19 protein-coding genes, 1 tRNA gene and 2 pseudogenes are annotated in these 20449 nt (G+C 54.6%); 14 read left to right on the forward strand and 8 right to left on the reverse strand.

Going from position 1 to position 20449, the window contains the following annotated elements:
- The 10 genes and pseudogenes from PMI20_RS13610 to PMI20_RS13655 all read left to right on the forward strand — a co-directional run.
- The gene (locus PMI20_RS13610) at positions 1–1170 is read left to right on the forward strand and encodes a phage tail sheath subtilisin-like domain-containing protein (protein WP_007928024.1); all 1170 of its coding nucleotides are present in this window, start codon (positions 1–3) and stop codon (positions 1168–1170) included.
- Positions 1171–1182: 12 nt separating this feature from the next.
- Positions 1183–1692, forward strand: a complete 510-nt coding sequence (locus PMI20_RS13615; protein WP_007928026.1) for a phage major tail tube protein — start codon at positions 1183–1185, stop codon at positions 1690–1692.
- A 25-nt stretch (positions 1693–1717) separates the two neighbouring features.
- Positions 1718–2014 carry a phage tail assembly protein gene (locus PMI20_RS13620; protein WP_007928028.1) on the forward strand — a complete coding sequence of 99 codons (297 nt, stop codon included), beginning with the start codon at positions 1718–1720 and terminating at the stop codon, positions 2012–2014.
- Between the two features lie 131 nt (positions 2015–2145).
- Entirely contained in the window at positions 2146–4749 is a 2604-nt protein-coding gene (locus PMI20_RS13625) for a phage tail tape measure protein (protein WP_007928030.1), read from the forward strand.
- Between the two features lie 9 nt (positions 4750–4758).
- Positions 4759–5604, forward strand: a complete 846-nt coding sequence (locus tag PMI20_RS13630) for a phage tail protein (protein ID WP_007928031.1) — start codon at positions 4759–4761, stop codon at positions 5602–5604.
- A complete protein-coding gene (locus tag PMI20_RS13635) occupies positions 5579–5785 on the forward strand; it encodes a tail protein X (protein WP_007923313.1) in 207 nt (68 codons plus the stop codon). The genes PMI20_RS13630 and PMI20_RS13635 overlap by 26 nt, the downstream gene beginning before the upstream one ends.
- Positions 5786–5841: 56 nt before the next feature.
- Complete coding sequence (locus PMI20_RS13640; RefSeq protein ID WP_284173045.1) at positions 5842–6894, forward strand: phage late control D family protein; 1053 nt, start codon at positions 5842–5844, stop codon at positions 6892–6894.
- 23 nt (positions 6895–6917) lie between these two features.
- Positions 6918–7469 carry a glycoside hydrolase family 19 protein gene (locus tag PMI20_RS13645; protein WP_284173047.1) on the forward strand — a complete coding sequence of 184 codons (552 nt, stop codon included), beginning with the start codon at positions 6918–6920 and terminating at the stop codon, positions 7467–7469.
- The gene (locus PMI20_RS13650) at positions 7469–8011 is read left to right on the forward strand and encodes a lysis system spanin subunit (RefSeq protein WP_037033818.1); all 543 of its coding nucleotides are present in this window, start codon (positions 7469–7471) and stop codon (positions 8009–8011) included. The genes PMI20_RS13645 and PMI20_RS13650 overlap by 1 nt, the downstream gene beginning before the upstream one ends.
- A gap of 35 nt (positions 8012–8046) precedes the next feature.
- Positions 8047–8214, forward strand: a pseudogene (locus PMI20_RS13655) (DUF4113 domain-containing protein); the annotation flags it as partial.
- Positions 8215–8293: 79 nt separating this feature from the next.
- Here PMI20_RS13655 and PMI20_RS13660 read toward each other — a convergent pair.
- The 7 genes from PMI20_RS13660 to PMI20_RS13690 all read right to left on the reverse strand — a co-directional run bounded on the left by PMI20_RS13660 (position 8294) and on the right by PMI20_RS13690 (position 17529).
- The gene (locus PMI20_RS13660; protein ID WP_007921665.1) at positions 8294–9217 is read right to left on the reverse strand and encodes a HEPN domain-containing protein; all 924 of its coding nucleotides are present in this window, start codon (positions 9215–9217) and stop codon (positions 8294–8296) included.
- Positions 9217–10275: a DUF262 domain-containing protein gene (locus PMI20_RS13665; protein ID WP_007921666.1), complete on the reverse strand. Its 1059-nt coding sequence runs from the start codon at positions 10273–10275 to the stop codon at positions 9217–9219. The genes PMI20_RS13660 and PMI20_RS13665 overlap by 1 nt, the downstream gene beginning before the upstream one ends.
- Before the next feature lie 539 nt (positions 10276–10814).
- Entirely contained in the window at positions 10815–12530 is a 1716-nt protein-coding gene (locus tag PMI20_RS13670; RefSeq protein WP_007921667.1) for a hypothetical protein, read from the reverse strand.
- Between the two features lie 420 nt (positions 12531–12950).
- Positions 12951–13460: a hypothetical protein gene (locus PMI20_RS13675; protein ID WP_157173132.1), complete on the reverse strand. Its 510-nt coding sequence runs from the start codon at positions 13458–13460 to the stop codon at positions 12951–12953.
- Positions 13457–14188: a type II toxin-antitoxin system MqsA family antitoxin gene (locus PMI20_RS13680; protein WP_007921672.1), complete on the reverse strand. Its 732-nt coding sequence runs from the start codon at positions 14186–14188 to the stop codon at positions 13457–13459. Before PMI20_RS13680 ends, PMI20_RS13675 begins: the two co-directional genes overlap by 4 nt.
- Before the next feature lie 1482 nt (positions 14189–15670).
- Positions 15671–16603 (reverse strand): fimbrial protein, encoded by a 933-nt coding sequence (locus PMI20_RS13685; RefSeq protein WP_007921674.1) that lies wholly within the window; start codon positions 16601–16603, stop codon positions 15671–15673.
- A 203-nt stretch (positions 16604–16806) separates the two neighbouring features.
- Entirely contained in the window at positions 16807–17529 is a 723-nt protein-coding gene (locus PMI20_RS13690) for a fimbrial biogenesis chaperone (RefSeq protein ID WP_007921676.1), read from the reverse strand.
- A 1124-nt stretch (positions 17530–18653) separates the two neighbouring features.
- Here PMI20_RS13690 and PMI20_RS13695 point away from each other — a divergent pair.
- The 4 genes and pseudogenes from PMI20_RS13695 to PMI20_RS13710 form a co-directional block, all read left to right on the forward strand.
- Positions 18654–18740: transfer RNA gene (locus PMI20_RS13695), tRNA-Leu, on the forward strand.
- A gap of 215 nt (positions 18741–18955) precedes the next feature.
- Positions 18956–19192 carry a YceK/YidQ family lipoprotein gene (locus tag PMI20_RS13700; protein WP_007921679.1) on the forward strand — a complete coding sequence of 79 codons (237 nt, stop codon included), beginning with the start codon at positions 18956–18958 and terminating at the stop codon, positions 19190–19192.
- 189 nt (positions 19193–19381) lie between these two features.
- Positions 19382–19531: a hypothetical protein gene (locus PMI20_RS13705; protein WP_007921689.1), complete on the forward strand. Its 150-nt coding sequence runs from the start codon at positions 19382–19384 to the stop codon at positions 19529–19531.
- A gap of 179 nt (positions 19532–19710) precedes the next feature.
- A pseudogene (locus PMI20_RS13710) lies at positions 19711–19872 on the forward strand (DUF1993 family protein); the annotation flags it as partial.
- Positions 19873–19923: 51 nt separating this feature from the next.
- On the opposite strand, the gene PMI20_RS13715 reads toward PMI20_RS13710, so the two are convergent.
- Positions 19924–20316: a hypothetical protein gene (locus PMI20_RS13715; protein WP_037033833.1), complete on the reverse strand. Its 393-nt coding sequence runs from the start codon at positions 20314–20316 to the stop codon at positions 19924–19926.
- Positions 20317–20449 lie beyond the last annotated feature (133 nt).

The raw sequence follows: 20449 nt of genomic DNA on the forward strand, positions 1-20449 counted from the left end.
ATGAGTGGCTTCTTTCACGGCGTTACCGTAACGAACGTCGACACCGGAGCGCGCACCATCGCGCTGCCGTCGTCATCGATCATTGGCCTGGTTGACACCTTCGTGCCGGCTCCGGCCTACAGTGCGCAGCCCAATGACCTGGTGTTGATCACCAATGAGCGTGAAGCAGTGGCAGCCTTCGGGCCTGACTCGGCGATGACCAAAGCCTGCCAAGCTATCTATATCCGAGCCAAGGCGGTGATCGTGGCCTGCGGTGTGGCCAAGTTGGATGATCCTGCGGAACAGACCTCGGCCATCATCGGTGGCGTACAAACCAACGGTAAGCGCACCGGCCTGCAAGCGCTGCTGGACGGCAAGAGTCGGTTCAACGCTCAGCCGCGGCTGTTGGTGACTCCCAAGCACAGCGCGACCCTGGCTGTCGGTACCGCGCTGGTCGCGCTGGCCGATAAGCTGCGAGGGCTCGCCATCCTCGATGGTCCGAACACCACCGATGAGGCGGTGATGGCCTACGCCGAGAACTTCGGCGCCAAGCGGGCGTACATGGTTGATCCAGGCGTGCAGCATTGGGCCACGACAGTGGCTGCCACGGTAGATGCACCGGGCTCTGCCTGGACGGCTGGCTTGTTTGCCTGGACCGACAGCGAATACGGCTTCTGGGCTTCGCCTTCGAACAAGGAGTTTGTCGGCATCACAGGCACGACGCGGCCTATTGAATTTTTGGACGGTGACGAGACCTGCCGGGCCAACCTGCTCAACAACGCGAATATCGCCACGATTATCCGTGATGACGGTTTCCGCCTGTGGGGCAACCGCACGCTATCGAGCGATCCGAAATGGGCCTTCGTCACCCGCGTGCGGACCATGGATATCGTGATGGACGCGATCCTGTACGGCCACAAATGGGCTGTCGACCGATCGATCACGGCCACCTACGTCAACGATGTGACCGAGGGGTTGCGGGCGTTCATGCGCGACCTGAAAGCTCAGGGCGCGATCATCAACTTTGAGGTGTACGCCGACCCAGAGTTGAACACCGAGAGCCAGCTGGAGCAAGGCAAGGTGTACTGGAACATCCGTTTCACCGACGTCCCGCCTGCCGAAAACCCCAACTTCCGCGTCGAGGTCACTAAGCAGTGGCTGCGAGAAGTCCTCGACAACAACGCCGCATAAGGAGCGAACCCGATGGCAATGATTCCCGAAACCTTGGCCAACCTGAACCTGTTCGTCGATGGCGTCAGCTTTCAGGGTGACGTACCCAGCCTGACTTTGCCCAAGCTCACCCTGAAGATGGAAGAGCATCGAGGCGGTGGCATGGACCTGCCGGTGGAGCAGGACCAGGGCATGGAAAAGCAGGAGGCCGGCTTCACCACCCTCGGTGTACGCCGTGAGTCGCTGAAGTTCTTCGGCCTGGCTGACGGCACCGCCTTCAACGGCACTTTCCGCGGGGCCTACAAGGGCCTCAAGGGCAAGGTCACCGCGGTCATCGTCACCCTGCGCGGTGCGTTGAAAGAGGTCGACATGGGCGACTGGAAGCCAGGTGACAAAGCCGAGATCAAGCACAACGTCGCAGTGACCTACTACAAGCTCGAGGTCGACGGACGCGTGGTCTACGAGATCGATGCTCTGGGCATGAAACGGGTCATCAACGGTGTCGACCAGCTCGCCGAGCAACGCCGGGCCCTGGGCCTGTAACTTCACAGACAAGGACAACACTTCCATGACCAAGAAAATCCCCGCATTCCTGCAGGTCGACGTCGACCGCGTCACCGTCAAACTGAGCAAGCCAACTGAGTGCAACGGCGTCACGGTCGACACGCTGACCCTGCGGGCACCGACTGTTCGAGATATTCGCGCCGCCCAGGTCACCGCCGACGGCGATGATGAGCAGCGTGAGCTGAATCTGTTCGCCTCGCTGGCTGAAGTCAGCGTGAAGGATCTCGAAGGGCTGGCACTGAAGGACTACACCCGTCTACAGGCCGGCTATTTTCGCCTGGTGCAAGACGACGAGCTTTGACCCGCAGACCCAGAAGCAGCTGGCCAAACGGCTGGCTGCAGAGCTGGGTTTTTCGGCAGCGGAGATCTCGGTGATGTCCTGGATGGACATCGTCTGGTGGCTCACGGATTGAGCCTGCAGGAGGGTAGCGCATGGCAAAGCTGGCGATAGCGCTGGAAATCGGCGGCGCCGTTGCAGCATCGCTCGGTGCGGCATTCGGCACTGCCCAGGGACATATCAAGAAGCTCGAGAACAAGGGCAGTCGGGCCAAGGTGTTGAAGAACACCATCGGCGAAACGATCAAGCTCAGGGACGAATGGAAGAAGGCCCATGACAGTGGGTCGTCAGCAGCATCCGGTCTGCTGCGTCGCTTGGAAGGCAATCTCGATGTCCTGAAGAAACAGGGCGTCGAGGTCGGGCGCCTTGCTCGGGAGTACCAGCGCCTTGGGCGCGAAGCGAAGGCAGCAGATCTGCAGCAGAAGGGACGGCAGCAGATCGATGCGGGCAAGTCTTCGCTGAAGTCGAACATCGGCGCCGCGGTTGTCGGCGTAGGCATGGCCGCAGTCCCGACGAAGATCAGCGCGGATTACCAGGCCGTGATCCGTGACATTGCGATCAAGGCCGACGTGGCCAACAAACCCGAGGAGGCCCAGCTGACCAGGACGGTCATCGATACGGCCAAGGACACGGGCATGTCGCGCAACGACGTTGCCGACCTGGTCAACCAGCTCGTCGGTGCCGGTATGGAACTGGACAAGGCGCTGGCCTATGCCCCTACCGCCGCCAAGTTCGCGGTCGGGCAGGGTGCCAGTGGCGTCGATACGGCATCGATGATCATGGCGCTGCAGCAGAACGCCAAGATCACCGACCCCAAGGTCATGCAGCAGGCGCTCGAGGCCATCGCGTACCAAGGCCAGGCGGGCAGTTTTGAGGCCAGTGACATGGCCCGCTGGTTCCCGCAGCTGTTGGCCGGCATGGAGAAGAGCGGCAGCACGGGGCTAGAGGCAGTGACGTCTCTGGGGGCGATGCTGCAAGTGCAGATGAAAACTGCCGGCAGCTCGGATGAAGCGGCGAACAACTTCAAGAACTGGATCGAGAAGATTGGCTCTGGTGAGGTAGTCGATGCCTACAAGAAAGCTGGCATCGACTACCAAGCCTCGCTGAACACCGGCATCCAGAAGGGCATGTCGACGATCGAATCGTCGATGGCCCTGGCCCTGAAGTATGTCGAGGCCACGGACCCGGCCAAGGCGAAAAAGATCAAGGATGCCCAGGCCGGTATCAGCAAGGAAGCTGACCCGGAGAAGGCCAGGGCTGCCCTGGATGCGTTGGAGAAGTCCCTGCGTACCGGGGACTTGTTCGCGGACATGCAGGTCAAGGCGGCGCTCACGGCCTATGCGCAGAACAGGGGCTTGTACACCCAACTGAAGAACGACTCGACCAATGCCACCGGGATTCTGGATAAGAACCTGGCCGAGCGGCGCGAGACGTCGTCGCAGATCTGGAAGGAGACGCTGCAGTCGGTCGATGACAGCATGCGCAGTGTCGGCGACGCCATCCGGCCGGTGACGGACAAAGTCGGGCAGGGCATCAACTTTGTGGCACGCAAACTGACGGAGCTGTCGGACAAGGCGCCGGGCGTAGTGATGGGTATTGCCGGCATCACTGCTGGTATCGGTGCGCTGCTCACTCTGTACAGCACAGCGAAGATCGGGCGCGGCGTTTGGAATGTTGCGCGTGGCCATCGTTTGGGACGCGGTGCTGCTGGCGGTGGCGGCGTTCCTCAGACCGGCAACAAGGCGGTGGATGCCGGCCTTGGCGTGCTTGGCAAAGTGTTTGGTGGAGCTGCTGCAAACGATGCTGGTGGCGTGCTTGGCAATGAGCCGCAGCGAGTCTTCGTCGTCAATGCCAGGGATCTCGGCGGGTTGGGTTCTTCGGTAGGTTCTGCAGAACCAGGTGGCCGGCGCCGCCGCAGGCAGCGAAGGGGGCGTGGTGGTTCGGTGACGCGCAGGTCCCCTGGTGCAAGTTCAGTCGGGCGGGTGGTGCGTGGAGGTGCTTCGACCGGATTGGTGGCCGCGAGCGCGGTTGCGGATGCGACTCAGGTCGGGCGGATGGGGCGGGTGCTGGGTACCGTCGGCAAGGCTTCCAAGTTCGTTGGCAAACTGCCGGGCGGGAAAGTGCTCGATGCCGGCATGACCCTGGTCGACACGGCCCTCAACGCGAAAACCCAGGACGAGAAAGCCGAAGGCTATGGCACCGCGGCGGGCGGTTTGGCCGGTGCCCTGGCGGGTGGTGCTGTAGGGGCGGCGATTGGCTCGGTCGTGCCGATCATTGGTACCGCCATCGGGGGTGCCATTGGTGCAGCCTTCGGCGGTATGGGCGGGGAGGGCATAGGTGGTTGGCTCGGTAAGAAGCTGTTCGGCGAGGACGAGCAGTTGGCCAAGGTGGACAAGGAGAAAGGGGGCGCGGCACCTGGGGACGTGGCTCGCTCGATTGCAGCCGCAGCGCCGGAACCGACAGCTCCGGTGGTCGCCCAGGCGCTCGAGCAGGCCAAGCCCAAGTCCGATCCGCCCAAGGTCGACCAGCAGTTCTCCTACATGCCGAATATGCCGATCACCGTTCAAGGCGATGCCAAGGATCCGCAACAGTTGTTCCGCTCGCTCGAAGGGTTCATCCGCAATAGCTGGGATACCTGGTCGCGGGAAAACCTTGCTCGGCAGGCTGCTGGGCAACTGTTCGACGAACCCCATGTTTAAGGAGGTGCCATGGCCTACATGGAGTCTATGCAGTCGACGCTGTCTTCGTTGATTGCCGCGGGGGAGGCTGGCCGTACCAGCCTTGACGGCATGCTCGGGCCGTTGACCGGTGCTGTCAGCGACATGACGGGGGCTGCTGCCGAGCTGGAGGGCTTGCCGATCATTGGCCCGGCCCTTGGCCAGAAACTGCAGCGCACAATGCGGGCAATCAGCGCAGCCCAATCCACCGTGGGGCGGGTGGCTTCCACCTACAGCCAGGTGGTCAGTGGCGCCGCGGCGGTACAAGACCGACTCGGCTCGCTGAAAGAGCAGGCCGGGAAGGCATCGGCGGCAATCAATCGGATAGCCGGCCAGGTTAGCCCGTCGTTGGCCAACATCCTACCAACCAGCGCGCTTGCCTCGCTGGCGACGCCGGCGGCCGAGGCGATCAAACCCTTCCCGCATCTGCTGATCCTGCAGCCGCTTGATGCCAAACAGCAGCCGTATTACTTCAACCTGGACACCGCCGCGTTCGACGAGCTGCGGCGGCAGACGGCAGCGCGCTGGGCTGGCCAGGAGCGCCTGACGCGGGATATCGCACAGCAGGCGGTGGGGCAGGGCGAGGACAAGATCACGTTGAAGGGTGTGATCTATCCCGGCTTTAAAGGGGGAATCAAGCAGTTGGACACCCTTCGCGCCATCGTCCGCCGGCTGCAGCCCGTCAGCCTGGTTACGGGTTATGGCGACGTGCTCGGCACCTGGTGTCTGCTGAGCATCGATGAAGAACAGGGCGCGCTGTTGGCTGGCGGCATCCCACGCAAGCAGGGTTTCTCACTGGAGTTCGTGAAGTATGGCAACGACATGCAGAACGTCTGAGGGGGATCTGCTCGACACCCTGTGCTACCAGCACTACGGGCACCTTAATGGCACGGTCGAGTTGGTGCTGCAGGAGAACCCGGGCTTGGCTGATGAACCGCAGCCCTACCGCACCGGGGTGGTGATCGTGCTGCCCGACCTTGCTGCACCATCGATCGAAACCATCGAGCTGTGGGGGTAACCCCCAGCCCTTAACGAGCCCCGCCCAGTGCGGGGCTCTTTCATTCTGGAGTGCATATGCAACCTACCTTTCGCATCGTCGCTGATGGCGCGGACATCACGGCGCTGATCAATGACCGGTTGTTGCTGCTGAGAACGACCGACAAGCCTGGGATGGACTCCGACGAGTTCGAGCTGCGGATCGATGACCGTGATGCAGCGGTTGCCTTACCCGCCCGAGGGGCGCGGATCGAGGTCTACCTGGGCTATGCGGGGCAGGCGCTGGCCCGCCTCGGGCGGTACACCGTCGATGAAATCGAAGTCTCCGCGCCGCCACGCACGATGGTCATCCGGGGCAAGGCCAGCGACATGCGTGGCAGCGGCAAGACCACGCGCAGCGGTAACTGGGAGGGCGTGCCGCTGTCGCAGATCGTCCGCGACATTGCGGCTCGCAATGGCTGGGCACCGGCCTGCCCCGTGCAGACCAAGGTCGACCGCGTCGACCAGCGTAACGAGTCGGACTTCAACTTCATCACCCGCCTGGCCAGGCAATACGACTGCACCGCAAAAGTCGCGGACGGCAAGCTGCTGGTCCTGCCCCGTGAAGCCAGCCAGGGGGCCAGCGGCAAGGCCTTTGGCGTGGTCACTATCACGCCTGCGGACGTGAGCCGGTGGCAGTTCCGTCTCGGGGACCGCAGCGCACAGAAGGCCGTGAAGACCCAGCACCAGGACAAAAAGACCGGGAAGTTGGTGGTAGTCGAGCTGGGTAATGACGACGCCCCCTCGGGGCTGCCGGGTGTGCACACCGATCGACACATCTACCCGAACAAGTCCGCAGCCGAACAGGCGGCCAAGGCGAAGCTCGCTGCGTTCAACCGCACCACTGCCAGCGTGCGCTTGCAGATGCCCGGGCGCACCGATCTGTTCGCCGAGCGCTTGATCAACGCTCAGGGTTTCAAGGTGGGGCTGGATGGCCAGTACCTGGTCGACAGCGTCGAGCAGACGGTCGACGCCTCTGGCTGGTCAACAGCGCTGGAGTGCAACGGCGGCAAGAAGGGCAAGGCAAAGGCCAAGGGCAAGAAAAAGAAATCCGACACGCCACTGAAGGTGGTTGATGTGAAACCGGCCTGAGTGGCCATTATTGGAGATTCAAGATGACTGTCACCCTCAAGCAGCTGCAGCAGATCCTCCCCAACGCCGGCACCCAAGCCGGCGTTTTTCTTCCTGTACTGAACGCGTCGATGGTGAAGTGGGGCATCGTCACCCCGCTGCGCAAGCGTGCGTTCCTGGCCCATGTCGGCCATGAGTCTGGCCAGCTGCGCTATGTCCGTGAGCTGGGCGGCGATCAGTACCTGGCCAAGTACGACACCGGCAAGCTCGCCGCGCGGCTGGGCAACACGCCCGAAGCCGACGGCGACGGCCAAAAGTACCGCGGCCGTGGCCTGATCCAAGTGACTGGTCGTGCCAACTACCAGCGTTGCGGCGAAGCGCTAGGCCTTGATCTGCTCAACCATCCGGAGCTCCTCGAGCGCCCGGAGCATGCTGCTGACTCGGCCGGCTGGTTCTGGCACTTGGCCGGCCTCAACTCGCTGGCCGACAAGGGGCCGTCGGCGTTCGAGGCCATTACCCGACGGATCAACGGCGGACTCAACGGGCTGGATGATCGTCTGGCGATCTACAGGCGTGCTGAGCAGGTGCTGATGTGATGTCCCTGGGCTGGAGGTGGGGCGTGCTGGCCCTGGTGTTCGGCGCTGCGATTGGTGCGCGCCTCGCGTGGTTGTGGCAGGCCGATGAGCTGGAAAAGCAAGCGGCAGGGTATGAGCAACAGCTTGCGGCAAAAGATCTGGCGCACAGTCGAGAGCGGGAGGGCGCCGCGGTGGCGGCGCTCGGTCAGCTTGAGGAGCAGCAGAAGGCCCGGCGTACGCTGGAGAACCGCCTGCAGGTGCAGGACCAAACTCACTGGAAGGAAATGAATGATGCTCAACAAGCTCAGGCTCGCCTGCGCGACCGGTTGGCTACTGCTGATCTGCGGTTGTCAGTCCTACTCGACGCCGGAACCATTGCCACCCAGGGTGGTGACAGTGGGGGGCGAGCGCCCGCCGGCACCGGAGGCGTGGTGGATGGAGCCGTACGCGCCCAACTTGACCCAGCGCATGCTCGAAGAATTATCGCCATCACCGACGAAGGTGATCGAGGACTGATCGCGTTGAAGGCCTGCCAGGCCTACGTCCGGGAAGTCACAAAGTAGTAAAGAGGCGAGCCAGGTGGATGCGCCAACATCCATGTGACCGCTTGATGTCGGCGTTGGATGAAACCAGCGGGCGGTATGACAGAGGGACGGTCAGGGCCGCCAGCGTCCCACGTACCCCCGATTGGGGGATGCGCGGGGAAATGATGAGCCGGTCTTACACGACTTGGATTGACCAGCTGTGGAAGGCCTGTGTTCGCTGAGTAGACGAAGCTACTGAACCTGATGGCGCGAGCGTGTCTTTTCGGAAACACATCAACACTGATGATGTTTAGTAATTTTTTAACTTACGTGCCAGTCCAATATACTTTTCTTTTCGTCGAGAACTACAAGGAATTCATTGTTTCCTCCCAGTCTCGGTCTTATCTGTAAAAGAGCAGTGGACAAGTCAGTCCAGTTCTTTCTTGAAGCACCATTGAATTTGAGTAGCTCTTTATACTGACTATTTGTGTTGTGCAAAAATCTGTAGTTTAGAGCCTGATCAAGAGCATGGTCGCTCATGATCGTGTGTGGGCTGTTTTCGACTTGTCTGCATCTGGCTTCAAGAGCTATGTCAAGTGAAGCGGCGATGGCCAGCAGCTCGCCTTTGATCGAGCTTAGCCAGCTGTAGTTGTAGTTGAAGTTTGCTTCGTGGGCACAACTGTGTCGCCTGCTTGCAGCATTTTTATAAGATTGGCTTAGGTCGGGTAGGCCACCTCCGATACTATCAGAGATTTTTTTTAGAGTGTTCCAGCCGCCAGTTATTCCGAAGGCATTTAATATGTTCGTGATATCGTCAGGGCTAATGTTTGAGCTGGACGAAGCAAGAGAGAATTCTGAAAGCTCAAAAACATTATTTCCAGTAGAGTGGATTTTTAAAGCTTCTGATTGGATTAGGCCACGCCAGTTATTGTTGTTGTCTTTTTTGTCTAGTTTTGCTTTGAAAGCCAATGAGGTTAGTGCGTCAAGAATTGACGCGTCTTGAAGCTTTGGAGGGAGCTTATCAAAGCCGATACCGGATGAAGAAATCCGTTTGAGCGCTTCAGTAGTTCTTTTTTTTATGTAGTCTTCAAGAATATTGAAAACTACAATTGCTAAGCCTTTCCTCAAGAGGTTGGCTACTCCGTTGTGAGTGTCGCGTGCGATACCTTTATCAATGATTTCTGGGAGATCCTTCGCCGCGCTCAAGTACTCCAGTCTACTGAGCAGTTCATCCTTGGCTGTCATTAAATTGCCCTGAGAATATCTGTGAACGTTTTGATGCGATAATCAACGCTTCTCGGGTTAGATGTGAATTGGCTCACTGACTCTACGAACTCAGGGTCGTTCTGCAGCAGAGAAACGAGGGCGTCTTTCACTAGGTTTGGCTGCTTAAGGCAACTATCTCTTTCTTGAGTGGACAGAAGACTAGAACATACCATCTGCACATCATAAAAACCTTGCAGAACTCTTTTGTTGCCACCAGGTTTTTTGAATCCGTCTCCGGCCCAGACAGTTTCACAAAATTCCAGCGCTTGCTCAAAAGTGCGTTGAAGGTTGGTGACTTGTTTTTTTGAGTATTTATGATTTTTCTGCATGTAGCTGTCCATGGCGACGTCCATATTGCCTGGAAAGTTTTGCCAATACTCACGTACGGTGAAGAATCTCAGTACGTATTGGACGTCTGTCATCTCTCTAAATACCGTGGAATTAGGCGTGGCATTTAGCTGGCCGCGGAGGTATGACTTTTCGGACATGTCGAAAAGCATATTGTTTAATTCGCCGCGATAGGCAACATTGCGAATTTCTTGAGAGTTTAGTACTACTCCAGCCTTGTTGAGGCGGAGGAATACTTCATGTTTTAAGTCAGGGTCTGACTGCCTTAATAGTGTTACAACTCGCAGGTATGGTCTTATTTTAAGGGCGTTGGCTAGTTGGTCGGGTAGGTCGGTGAATGCACATCCTTCAAGCTCGATAAACTTATCCAGATTTTCAAGTTTGAATTCGCCTCGCAAGAACTTGTTTATCGCGGTTACTCGTTGCTTTCCGTCGATAACTGAGTAAACACCATACTCGTCTTCTGCCAAGTAGATTGGTGGTACGGGGATATTAAGTAGAAAGGATTCTATTAGGCTAGAGTTCTTTTCGTGATTCCAGCGTTCGCGGCGTTGATATTTTGGACTTACATCAATTGCCCCATCATCAACCATGTCGGATATTGACTGGAGCGATAAGTCGGATTGTTGCAGTACTAATGCGCTTTGAGATTCGTTAAATCGTTTAAGTATTTTCTGTTCACTAGCCATAATAAAACCCGTCCGATGGTGGCAGCACGCTATTACAAAATGAGATTTCTCGCAAGAAGCATCGCGATGCGTTGGTCATGTGGGCTTGGGTTGAGATGGTAAAAAATGGTACTCGCGAGGCTCTGGTTGTCGTGGAACCCTTCAGATATAAGGCATGAGAAAGACCTGCTCAATCCATCGTCGGAATCACCGACGACGGTGTCCAGGGACTGATCTCCCTTCAGGCATGCTAAGCGAATGTGCGGGCGTTGAGGGTGTAGCCAGTGCATCCAGTATTAGGGAAAATTTAGGGCATAACTGGGGCCGGTATAGGCTGCAACAGGCCATAGTGGACCATCGTTTAGCCAATGTTTTATGGCCTATAGCGGCCTAATGTTACAGATGAAGGGGTTCGAATCCCTATCCACGTGTAAGGTTCAGATCTTGTCTGTCAATTAGAGTGCGTTGAGCGGTACTCACTGGACACAGCTCAAATGGGAAACACCTCAACCACTGCAGTCGAGGTGCCTGTATTTAGGGCCTGATACCGTCCTCGCAATTTAACCCATTGGTCCCAGGTCTAGTCCATCACCTCCGCGATCACTATCATCGTCGTATCCTCGATCATCATCTTGGGGGGATTGGCCGGGATCTTGATCTTGATTCTGGTCTTGGTTTTGGTCCTGACCGGAAGACCTATCGTCGTCCGGGTATTCATCTTGGTCCGGGCCCCATCTGTCATCCTCGCTATAGCCATGGTCGTCATCGTGGCCACGTTCACTGTTTTGCTCTTGCCGTTCTTTTTCTTCTTTATCCGCAACTGCCTCGGTAAGTAGCTGATTCTCCGCTAGAAGGCTTTGAGTTTGCGCACTGTTTCGCTCGAATAGACTGGACTTATTGCGCAATGAATCCCGCTTTTCCTTGATGTCTTTGTTAATTTTTTCTGCTTTTTCAGTTAATTTTGAGATGTCCTCTTTTTTGCCATCTATTAAGGTCTGTTGCTTCTCTTTTAGGTTTTTTGCAACTTTGTAGTAGCTACTAAAAATAGCTATGGCACGGGAGTTTTGAGATGAAGTCGGTTTTGCCATCGTGATATGAACAGCATCGTTCTTAACCGGCAAAGCAAGGCCAAAGCTGTTGGCTACCTCCCTTAGTTTTGCATGGTTGCTAGAAGTATAGGTGAACGGAACTACGATATCTAAACCTTGGCCAGTCAGATGGGACGATCCTACATAACTTCCCTTTGGGTTCGTCCCGCTAGCTACTGTTGCTTGACCCCATGGGGTTCTGACTGCTGAGGTTGCAACTATGTTAGACATACCAGCATCTTTGAGACTTTGAATTTTGCCGGCGAGGTTGGGTCCAGCCAATTGAGGGTTTTTCCAAGCCGCAGCCATTTGATCGAGCTTCGCGGCCAATTCCGGATCGAGAAAGCTGCCTCTCGGTAACTGGCCACCCCAACTCTTTGATGAAATATCTACTAAGTGCTTTTCAGCCTCTGGAAGCCACGGATCATTTTTTTTGTCGTACGGGAGTTTCGGATTGAACTCGGTACCCGAACTGACAAAGGCAGAGTACAAGCTGAAGCTTATCGGCGCGCTTATGAGAGAGTAACTCTTGCTTTCCCCGAGTCGAGCTTTAAGGCTTTCTTGCTCTTTAATTAGAAGAGCTATTTGCGCATTTTGTCTTTTGATTTCCTCATCGATACGAGAGTTTTCTTGATCCAGCAGAGCGGCTGTTGCCGTACTATCACCGAGATCATTAATCAGGCTGTCACTGGTATTGTTAAGTTTCGCAATCTCAAGTTCTCTAGATTGCCAGGTGGCTAGGTATCTTTCCCATGAAGTAAACCATGCAGAATCGAAAAGTTGAGCGTTTTTTCTGACATAGCATTTTGTCTCAGGGTGAGCGGGAAGTTTCAGTGCGACGAAATAACCACTGCTCTCTAGCCTTTGTGTTCTTTGTATGAATCTGTTGCCGTGGATATATCGGATTATTTCGGATTCACCAATCCCAAAGCTCTTGATCTGACCTTCCCTGTCTTTTATGCAAAGAAGTTTTTTGGAATATGCTGCTAGTTTATATTGAGCGGGGAGTGATAGAAAAATATCACGGGAATACGATCGGGGTATATAAAGTTGTTCTCTGGATAGAGGGGGTTCATACGTGGACGGATAAAGATTAGTGAAGCTTCTAGTCTCGCATCCAGAGAGGCCGAGAACTAATCCCGTGAGGGTGAAGATAGATAACAGGTGCCTCTCAATTTTTTTCGCCATCCCTAGCCTCCAGACAAAGTTTTACCTAATTAACCCTTTCGGTTTGTAGCATAGCTTAGGATGGCAAGATGCCAAGTCTCCTGACTCAATACCTTGTCGAGGTGTGATTTAGCGTGTTCGTTTTAGCAATAAGTGGTTCCCCAAAGCTACAAAAAAGAAGAAATAGTGTCCATGTCAGGCATGCGTTCCAGCTTGCTTAAAAGTTGCTATAAGTTGAGGGGGGGAGTAGGACGGGCTAGGCGGGCCGGGCTGCGGTGGATTACTACGTCCAATCCATCATCGAAGGTGTGTTTTGAACGTTTGTGCAAAGGGGGGAGATTATTTTTAGACTGGTGGCTTTAGTGCTGGGTGTGAGGACGCAATAAAAAAGCCGATTAGATAGATATCTATAATCGGCTTCAAGTGTTTTTAAGTTCAAATCTAAGTAGATACTTTTTTTCTTACTGGCATTTTTACGCCGGTCAAGTGCATTCGTGAAACTTGAGATGTTAAAAACTCTCGCCAAAAAGGCCAGATTTCTATGGAGATTTCATCATGTGCATACTTTATGAGAGTTTTCTCATCAAAATCTTGAAGCATTACATATTCAACAATAAAGTTGGCTTCAATAGTGGCCCGAACAATACGCTTGTCTTCTTCATTGGCTGAATCGGCAAGAGAAACTGCATTTTCATCCTCTTCAACATCGCTTAGCCACCGTGCGCCAAACTCGAAGTGAGATCTAAATAACTTTGTTTCAAGATCGTTGTCTTTATTTTGTAATCCAACGATTTCATGACGATCAATGATTACGAAAGCTTGAACATATAAATCGTCTAAATTTAAGATATATTTTGGATCAAAATCCTTATGCAAGGAGCTAGAGCTCCCTGAAAGGTAAGCATCGCTAAATAGAAGTGAGTCCTTTAATGTTTTTTTGGAAGGCTTCATAGGGGGCTTCCTTGGAATGCATATTTTTCGTAGTCTGCATCCATATATGCCTTGCGACTACTGCTTTGTGATACGTGATAGAAATCTTTGAAAGATTCTGAAGTTTTAAAAGGTTTGGTGGCGTTCAATACCGGCACAATGGTGACGTTGGACCCTATGGTTTCTCTTACTTCTATTATTTCGGAACTCATACGCCAGGCAGATGTGAAAGCGTCCTCCACGAAAACAGGATAATTATTTTCGGGGTGGGGTAACGGTTTGGCGAAACCTATCTCAAATTTAGGTAGTTGCAGCGAGTTTCTTATAGAGACAGGTTTGCTATTGCGAACTAGCCAAGCATAAGCTTGAGGAACTTCGCTGCAAATTCTAATCAACTTGTCCATGGCTTCTGATTGGGTGACGTCATCAGCCTCGTATTTAGCAAAGGAATTGGCTCCTCCGCCAAATATTTTTGAAGCTTCGTTTTGTTTAAGCTTTAATTTTGATCTTATTCGTTTTATCTCTTCTCCACTCAGGCGGTTATCTACTCTTTTTTGAAAAGCAGTAAACTCGCGTCGATTGTCTCTAATTTGAGTGGGAGAAGACTGTTCGCATCCACATGTGTCGCATACAGACATGTAGGTGGTGATTAAACCGCTCGTTCCGTTGTGCTCAACTTTACGAACATAGTCTGCGTTGCTTAGGCTCCCTTCACCACAAATCGGGCAAGCCTCTTTTTGATAGCTCATTTAACCCTCCTTATAATGTAGAAGTGTGGCAAGAAATCATCATAATGACTGAGCCTAATTTGCCAATGCAGAATTTTATGTAGTAGCAATATTGAAGATCCTTATTCGCGTACTCATTCCATTCGCTCCTGTTGACATTGTAAGAGTCGCATGCAGCCCATGAGTTCCCATTGCCTAATGAGCACCATTCAGAGGCTATATAGCGTCCTGTGCTAACAGCGCTGACGAGAAGGTTCTTAAGGCCGTCGTCGTCGTGTGGAAACAGGTTCTGTACGTCTTCGGAGCATTTTTTGGTCACCGTCCGTATCTCAGCCGTCAAAAGCAGATTGAGCACCGTGCTTGCAGGGTAAAGAGGGCCAGATGCAATAGACCTAGGAGCGCCGGGCCCTGGCGCTCCACTACCACTGTACTGGCTTACGATTATTGTCTTTACCATTATGGTAAGTCTATCTCGTTGCGGCACAGGGTAGTCAATAAATTCTTGCTGGTGGGATTGATTCTCATTCGTTCGTCCCTGATTTGAAAGGTTTACATGGGCAGCACAAGATCGATGTACCTACCCTGCGGGTCGACCCGAATCACGACGGCCCAAGGTCTGGTACCGATTATCGAGGGTATCCGTAGCCGTTTCCAACAATTGTTTGTTGTACTGTTCAGCCCAAGAGGGAAGCAAGCGATTCAGGCCCACTGCGCGAAACCTAGGGCAAAAGTAGGGCTAGGTGCCACCGCGGTGGTATCTGGTCAGTCAACGTGGGCGCGGTCCAGTTTTGCTATAAAGGCACAAGGTGCCATTAGAATTTACAAATGCACGCTTGCTACGAAATTGCTACATCTGACGTAGTAGAAGAGGCGCAGTGTAAGTAGATCGGCATCTATGGAAGTAGATAAGTCCAATCCATCATCGGATCGATTGAGCTGGCCGCCTCCCGGGCCGGGGTTGAGCTAGAAACTTGCAGAGCAGCGACTCTGATTGGGGGCTGAACCTCTAGAAGAGTTTACAAACCAGTTCCGCAATCAAGATTAGGGCCCTTGTAGGGCATGGGCTCCAGCCTTTCTAGAAAACGGTACTTGCGGAACGGATTCTTGATTAAGTTATTGAAAATATTGATATTTTATCTGGATTGAAAATCCGCCTACGCCGGTTCGATTCCGACCTCGGCCTCCAAACTGAAAAGCCCGTAGATCAATGATCTACGGGCTTTTTTATTGGCTGGAGGAAAGTAGGCGTTCCATCGTTGGGACCAGGCGGTAGACGCGACGGAGCCGCTGGATCGGGTGTCTCTGATCGGCGAACCAGCCTTCATGGGAGCCTTCGTTCGTGCGCAGGACTTTGGCTGCGAGATGGGTGGGCTGGGCGCCATTTTGTTCCGGCCGGCTCTTTCGGGGGGGGGCATCGTCCGCTGTGTGGAGGCGATGGGCTCGACTGGCGAAGCCTCCTGCCGTTGGTTCGAAGGAGGCAAACAGGATAACGAGCGGGAAGGGTTACCGATAATCCAGAAACACGGTCATTGCCCCGTTTACCGTTCCGGGTGTAGCCGTCACATCAGTCCTGATGTAGGACGCCTGCATCGGAATGGCAAACGAGCCACCTGCCGTTTTGTTGTATCCATCGACCGCTACCGAGGTCCCCAGGGTTGCCGGAGCGCCCTGGGCGTTTTCAACCCGGATCTTTATGCCGCTCGCGCTTGAACCGCCAGTAAGCGGCAATACCCCAGGCGAGTTCGCAATCACGCCGCCAACCGGGTCAAGGGTATAGCCAATCCGGTTATAGCCCTTGGGGCAGTTGTTGATCTGTATCTGGAAGCTCTGGGTGCCGGCTGTCGAGCCGATGCGGTCCAGGCGGTTCAGCAAGGTCTTGGGTAGCTTTACCGTTTGGTTCGGCACCGAGCAGGTGCCGTCGATCGGGGTGATAGTGCCTCTCAGATAGATAGCAAGTCTGGTGCCAGCTTCTTGAGTGTTGAGGGAATAGTAGTACGGTGAAGCATGGGCGCCTGCCAGGGAGCCGCCTAGATTTTGGCGACCATCGCTGAGCAACTGTACTTCGATTGGCTGGGTGAACGCGACCTCTGGATATGAACTTCCGTAGGCTGTTCCATTGATCAACAAACGAGTCGATATGCCTGAGACGTTTGTGGTCATTATTGGTGAGGTTGAGCCTGTTGCGCCGCCACTTGGGTAGGCGTTAACTTTTGTGACTGTGCACTTCGATTGGCCGCATGTCTGCTGCGGAGTGATGTAATGTCGAGCCAGTATGGTGCCGCTGGCCGTGTTTTTCGGGATCGAGAGATCCAGCCCGAATGCTGTTACATCTGCTGCCTTCGCGGCCGGTGACACGGCGAGGGCTGTGAATGCTATTACGCACAGTTGCGGCACGATAAATATTGCGCTGAAAATTCTTTCTGCTGTGGTCTTCATTGCCTGTTTCTCTCTGATCGGCCTTGAATAGGGTTCGTGGGTGAATTGCTCTTGCACACCCTGGTTCCATGCGTTCGGAAATGATTTTCTTTGTTTGGGCGAAGATTGTTGGCGAAGTGTGTATTTCACTAAGAAGTGATATTCAGCCGATAACAAGACGCTGGGTTCAGCGACAAACAAAGAGTTCTGACCTTTAACCTGGCTCAACTGGATAGGTCGCCTGAGTGCTGTACCGCTACGCCATCGTCGTTGATGCTTTCGAACTCGATCTTTGTTGCTCCGCCTGGCGCCAGGGAAGATGCCCCCTCGATCGCGAATGATTGGCTTGAATAGGGGGGCACCATTGTCGCGGGAACCGAATAACTGTTCGAACCGCTCATGACGTTCACCGTGCCGAAAGAGATGTGAAACGCTGAGTCATTCCTGATTTCCAGGCCCGGTTTGCCCTCCTTGGACACCCTGCGCCATTGCAGCCTGGAGGGGGCCTGGTCAACGTCGCCTGGCAAGTCGGCGGGCCGGTAAAACAACTTGATGCGCTGGCGCACGGCAATCTGCAGGGTGTTTTCATCCTTCGACTTCTGGGGGATTTCCTGCACGCTCAACCAGAACACCGACTCCCTGTCCGCGGGTAGCCCCATGCCTTGATACAGGACACGCAACTGCTGTCGGGCGTTCCCGCTCAGGCGTTTCAGGGGAGGGGTGAGGGCAAAGGGGACGTCCTGATCGGAGCTTGTGCTGAAGGGCTCGATCCAGGATTGGATCATGATGGGTGTCGATTCATCGTTCAGCACCAGCATGGAAGTTTCTTTCTTCGGTCCGGCCAATACCACTCGAGTTCCATTCAATGAGATACCGGCATGGGAGGGCAGGGCAAACAACGACAGAAGTCCGGCAAACGCCACACTCATGGCAAGGAACTTTTTCATGGAATTTCTCGAAAGTGCTGAAAGAGACATCGGTGCGCTTCTTCCTTATGGCGTGTTCATAAGTCAGTACGACTGATTGTGGGGCTTTCGTCGCATGCCTTTATAAATGCCTGGGGGATACTAGTGGCACTGGACTTTCCCAGGTATCAGTCGATTCTTAAAACGCTGGTGACCCCTGGGGTCCTGGGATAGAAGTGCACAATCGGGAGTATTCCGCGACTTTTGGCAGGTATAGCGCGACCTACTCGCTATATTGATGGCGTCCCATCCACCGGCTCGCTATCGCAGCCCGTTCAAGATATTGGCTTGGCGGGTAAGGGAGTTCTGTGCCCTGTTCGCCGAGTTGGATAAGCAGCAAGCCAGCCCCGCCTCGAACGCTTGCGTCGATACGCTAGCCTGTCCGATCACCGCTCAACCGAGGTGCTCGCACGCGTGCTTCTGCCGGCTACGTCCAGGTTTCCTCACGCCGTTCAGGTTTCTTCAGAATTGTCTTCGAGACATGCGCGGCCGCTCTGGATAGAGTGGTCGCGCTTGCCCGGCCAGGTGTGTTTACGATGGATTGCTGAACGGCCAACAGCTGGTCAGGGTGGGCGCCAATTCAGATCCGGCATTGTGCCGGGTGATGTTGCGGTGCCTTTTCCCTCGCTGAAAAAATCCGGAAGAGTGATGCAGCTCTTTCTCTGCCCTTAGGCTTCGCTGATCGCTCCTTCGCGGTTTGGCCTATGGCCTGTGTCTTCGGCTCCGCTGGCCCATGAGTTCAGCCATCCCAGGATCCCTGCGCCGGTTGGGCAAAATCTGCCTTTGCCTGTCTCTTAATTGATAATTCTTTTAAAATCATATGGTTATGATTTTTTTGGTGTGATAGCCTGCTGGCATCTCTGGTTTTATCAGTGGCATGCAGCTTCCTTCTGCGCCGGTTCGATTCCGGCCGTAGCCTCCACCGATAGAAACAGCTCTGTAGATCTATGATTTACGGAGCTTTTTGTTTATGGGCAGGCTCGATATTCAGTCTTGAATTTGACGCCAACGAACTTGCTTCAAAGGGAGGGGATGTATATATTTCACCCCCTTGCCGCAAGGCGCTGAAACGGCTCAAGCCTTTCAGACTGCAACACCGCGCTACCGCCCGAATGGCGAAACTGGTAGACGCATGGGACTTAAAATCCCCCGCTCGTAAGGGCGTGCCGGTTCGATTCCGGCTTCGGGCACCATCTATTTCAAGGGTTTGCTGGCGAAAGCTGATGCAAACCCTTGTTCGTTTCCGGCCCGCAAATTCAAATCCGGTCTGCGATTTACGCGGTTGGAGAGGCTTTCTTGCCTTTCTGCTGGCGGATGTATTTCTCTGTCATTGCCATTGGGCAAAAGTCACTGGCGTATTGCAGAGACGTCTACGCAGCTCTGCAGATGGATGTAATAAGGACATTAGGTGTTTCGGAAAGTGATTCTGTTGGTGTTGGTCAATTGCCTGAGCGGCTGCGCCGCGGTGGCGATGCGCATGGACTACGACCACCCTTGCCCCTACAAGGGCGTGCGCCTGGACTGGTGGTTGGTAGGCACCTCCCATGGAAAGCTGATTCCCTTTTTACTGATCGATGCACCGTTTTCTTTGGTGGTCGATACGGTGTTTTTTCCATTCGAGTATCAGTACAGCTGCAATGACTAATCTGTTTTGGGATTTCGTCTGCAAAGCGGCAGCCCTGCGCGATTTGTCGATGGTCTTGGGTGATGCGTATTCGCCATTAGCACACCAGCCCTAATCGTCTGCTGCCGAGGCCGGGCATATAGTGCGGACGACCATCCTCGTCGGGGTGGCTCTCACAAGAAAGTGCCGATACGAAAAAGGAGATTCACCATGTCATTCAAGAAAATCGTCTACGCCTCCGCAGTGGTTTTGGCCCTCACCGCCTCGAACGCCCACGCATTCGCCAGAGACTGTAACGACTCGCTGTGGAAGTTCAGCGGTATCGAAGCACTGACCTGCATCTTCTCGGGCCAATGGTAATCCGCCGTTTCCCGGGTTGAAGCTGTCCCAACGACAAGGCTGACTGTGAATGGCCGCTCAATCCGGTCAGCCTTGTTGTTTTTCCATTCCTGCCCATTCATCGCGCGGTTCTCAATCCTCCATCCGGCCATTGGTCAATATTTGCCGGTTGCGCAGGGGACGCCTCTGCTAGCTGGCAAAACGCAGCAGTCTGCATGACTGGTAATGAGTACGTGGTGAACTGGGTGACACCACAGTTCTACTTTCACCTCGTCACGGCCTACAACATCCTGCGACATAACGGCGTGCCGCTCGGTAAAGCCGACTATGTGCAGCACATGTTCGCCTACTTGCGGCAGTAAGCGACTGCCTGATTTCCCAGGCGGACTAAAAGAAAAGTGCTGAACCGGGCGTCAAGGCTCGGTTTTATCGCGTTTGTCAGGAGGGTTTTTTCTGTTGAAGCGCGCTGAGATGTCTTGGTAGGTCTCGTTATCGGTTGCGGCAAGCAGTGTCTGGCCATCCTTCAAGGTGGCCAGAAATGTCACTTCGGTATTGTGGCCCGCCAGAAGATAGCCGGCGACGGCTCCTACCGGCCCAAGAAACATGGCACCCACCACTCCAAGGCCTATGGCACTCTTTATGTTCTTGTTCGAATCGGTATTTTCGACGATGAGTTCCTTGAATTCGGAGACAAGAAAGCTTTTCCCTACTAGAGGTTTATTGGGGGTCTTGAGCGTGATGGTTCCGCGCAGATACTCCGCATCACCCTGGGGGAAGTCACCGGCCAGCACTATGATCTTTGCCATCTGGAAAGGCCCCAAGGCGATCATTTTTAGGGGGCCATTGCGCGCCTTAAGGAATAGAGCGTCAACGCTGCGACGACGACTGGCGGCACCATTGGTCTATGGCAGGGCGAAAACACTGGCAGATCTGGGCATG

Origin of the sequence: Pseudomonas sp. GM17, assembly GCF_000282175.2 — a bacterium.
Lineage (GTDB): Bacteria > Pseudomonadota > Gammaproteobacteria > Pseudomonadales > Pseudomonadaceae > Aquipseudomonas > Aquipseudomonas chlororaphis.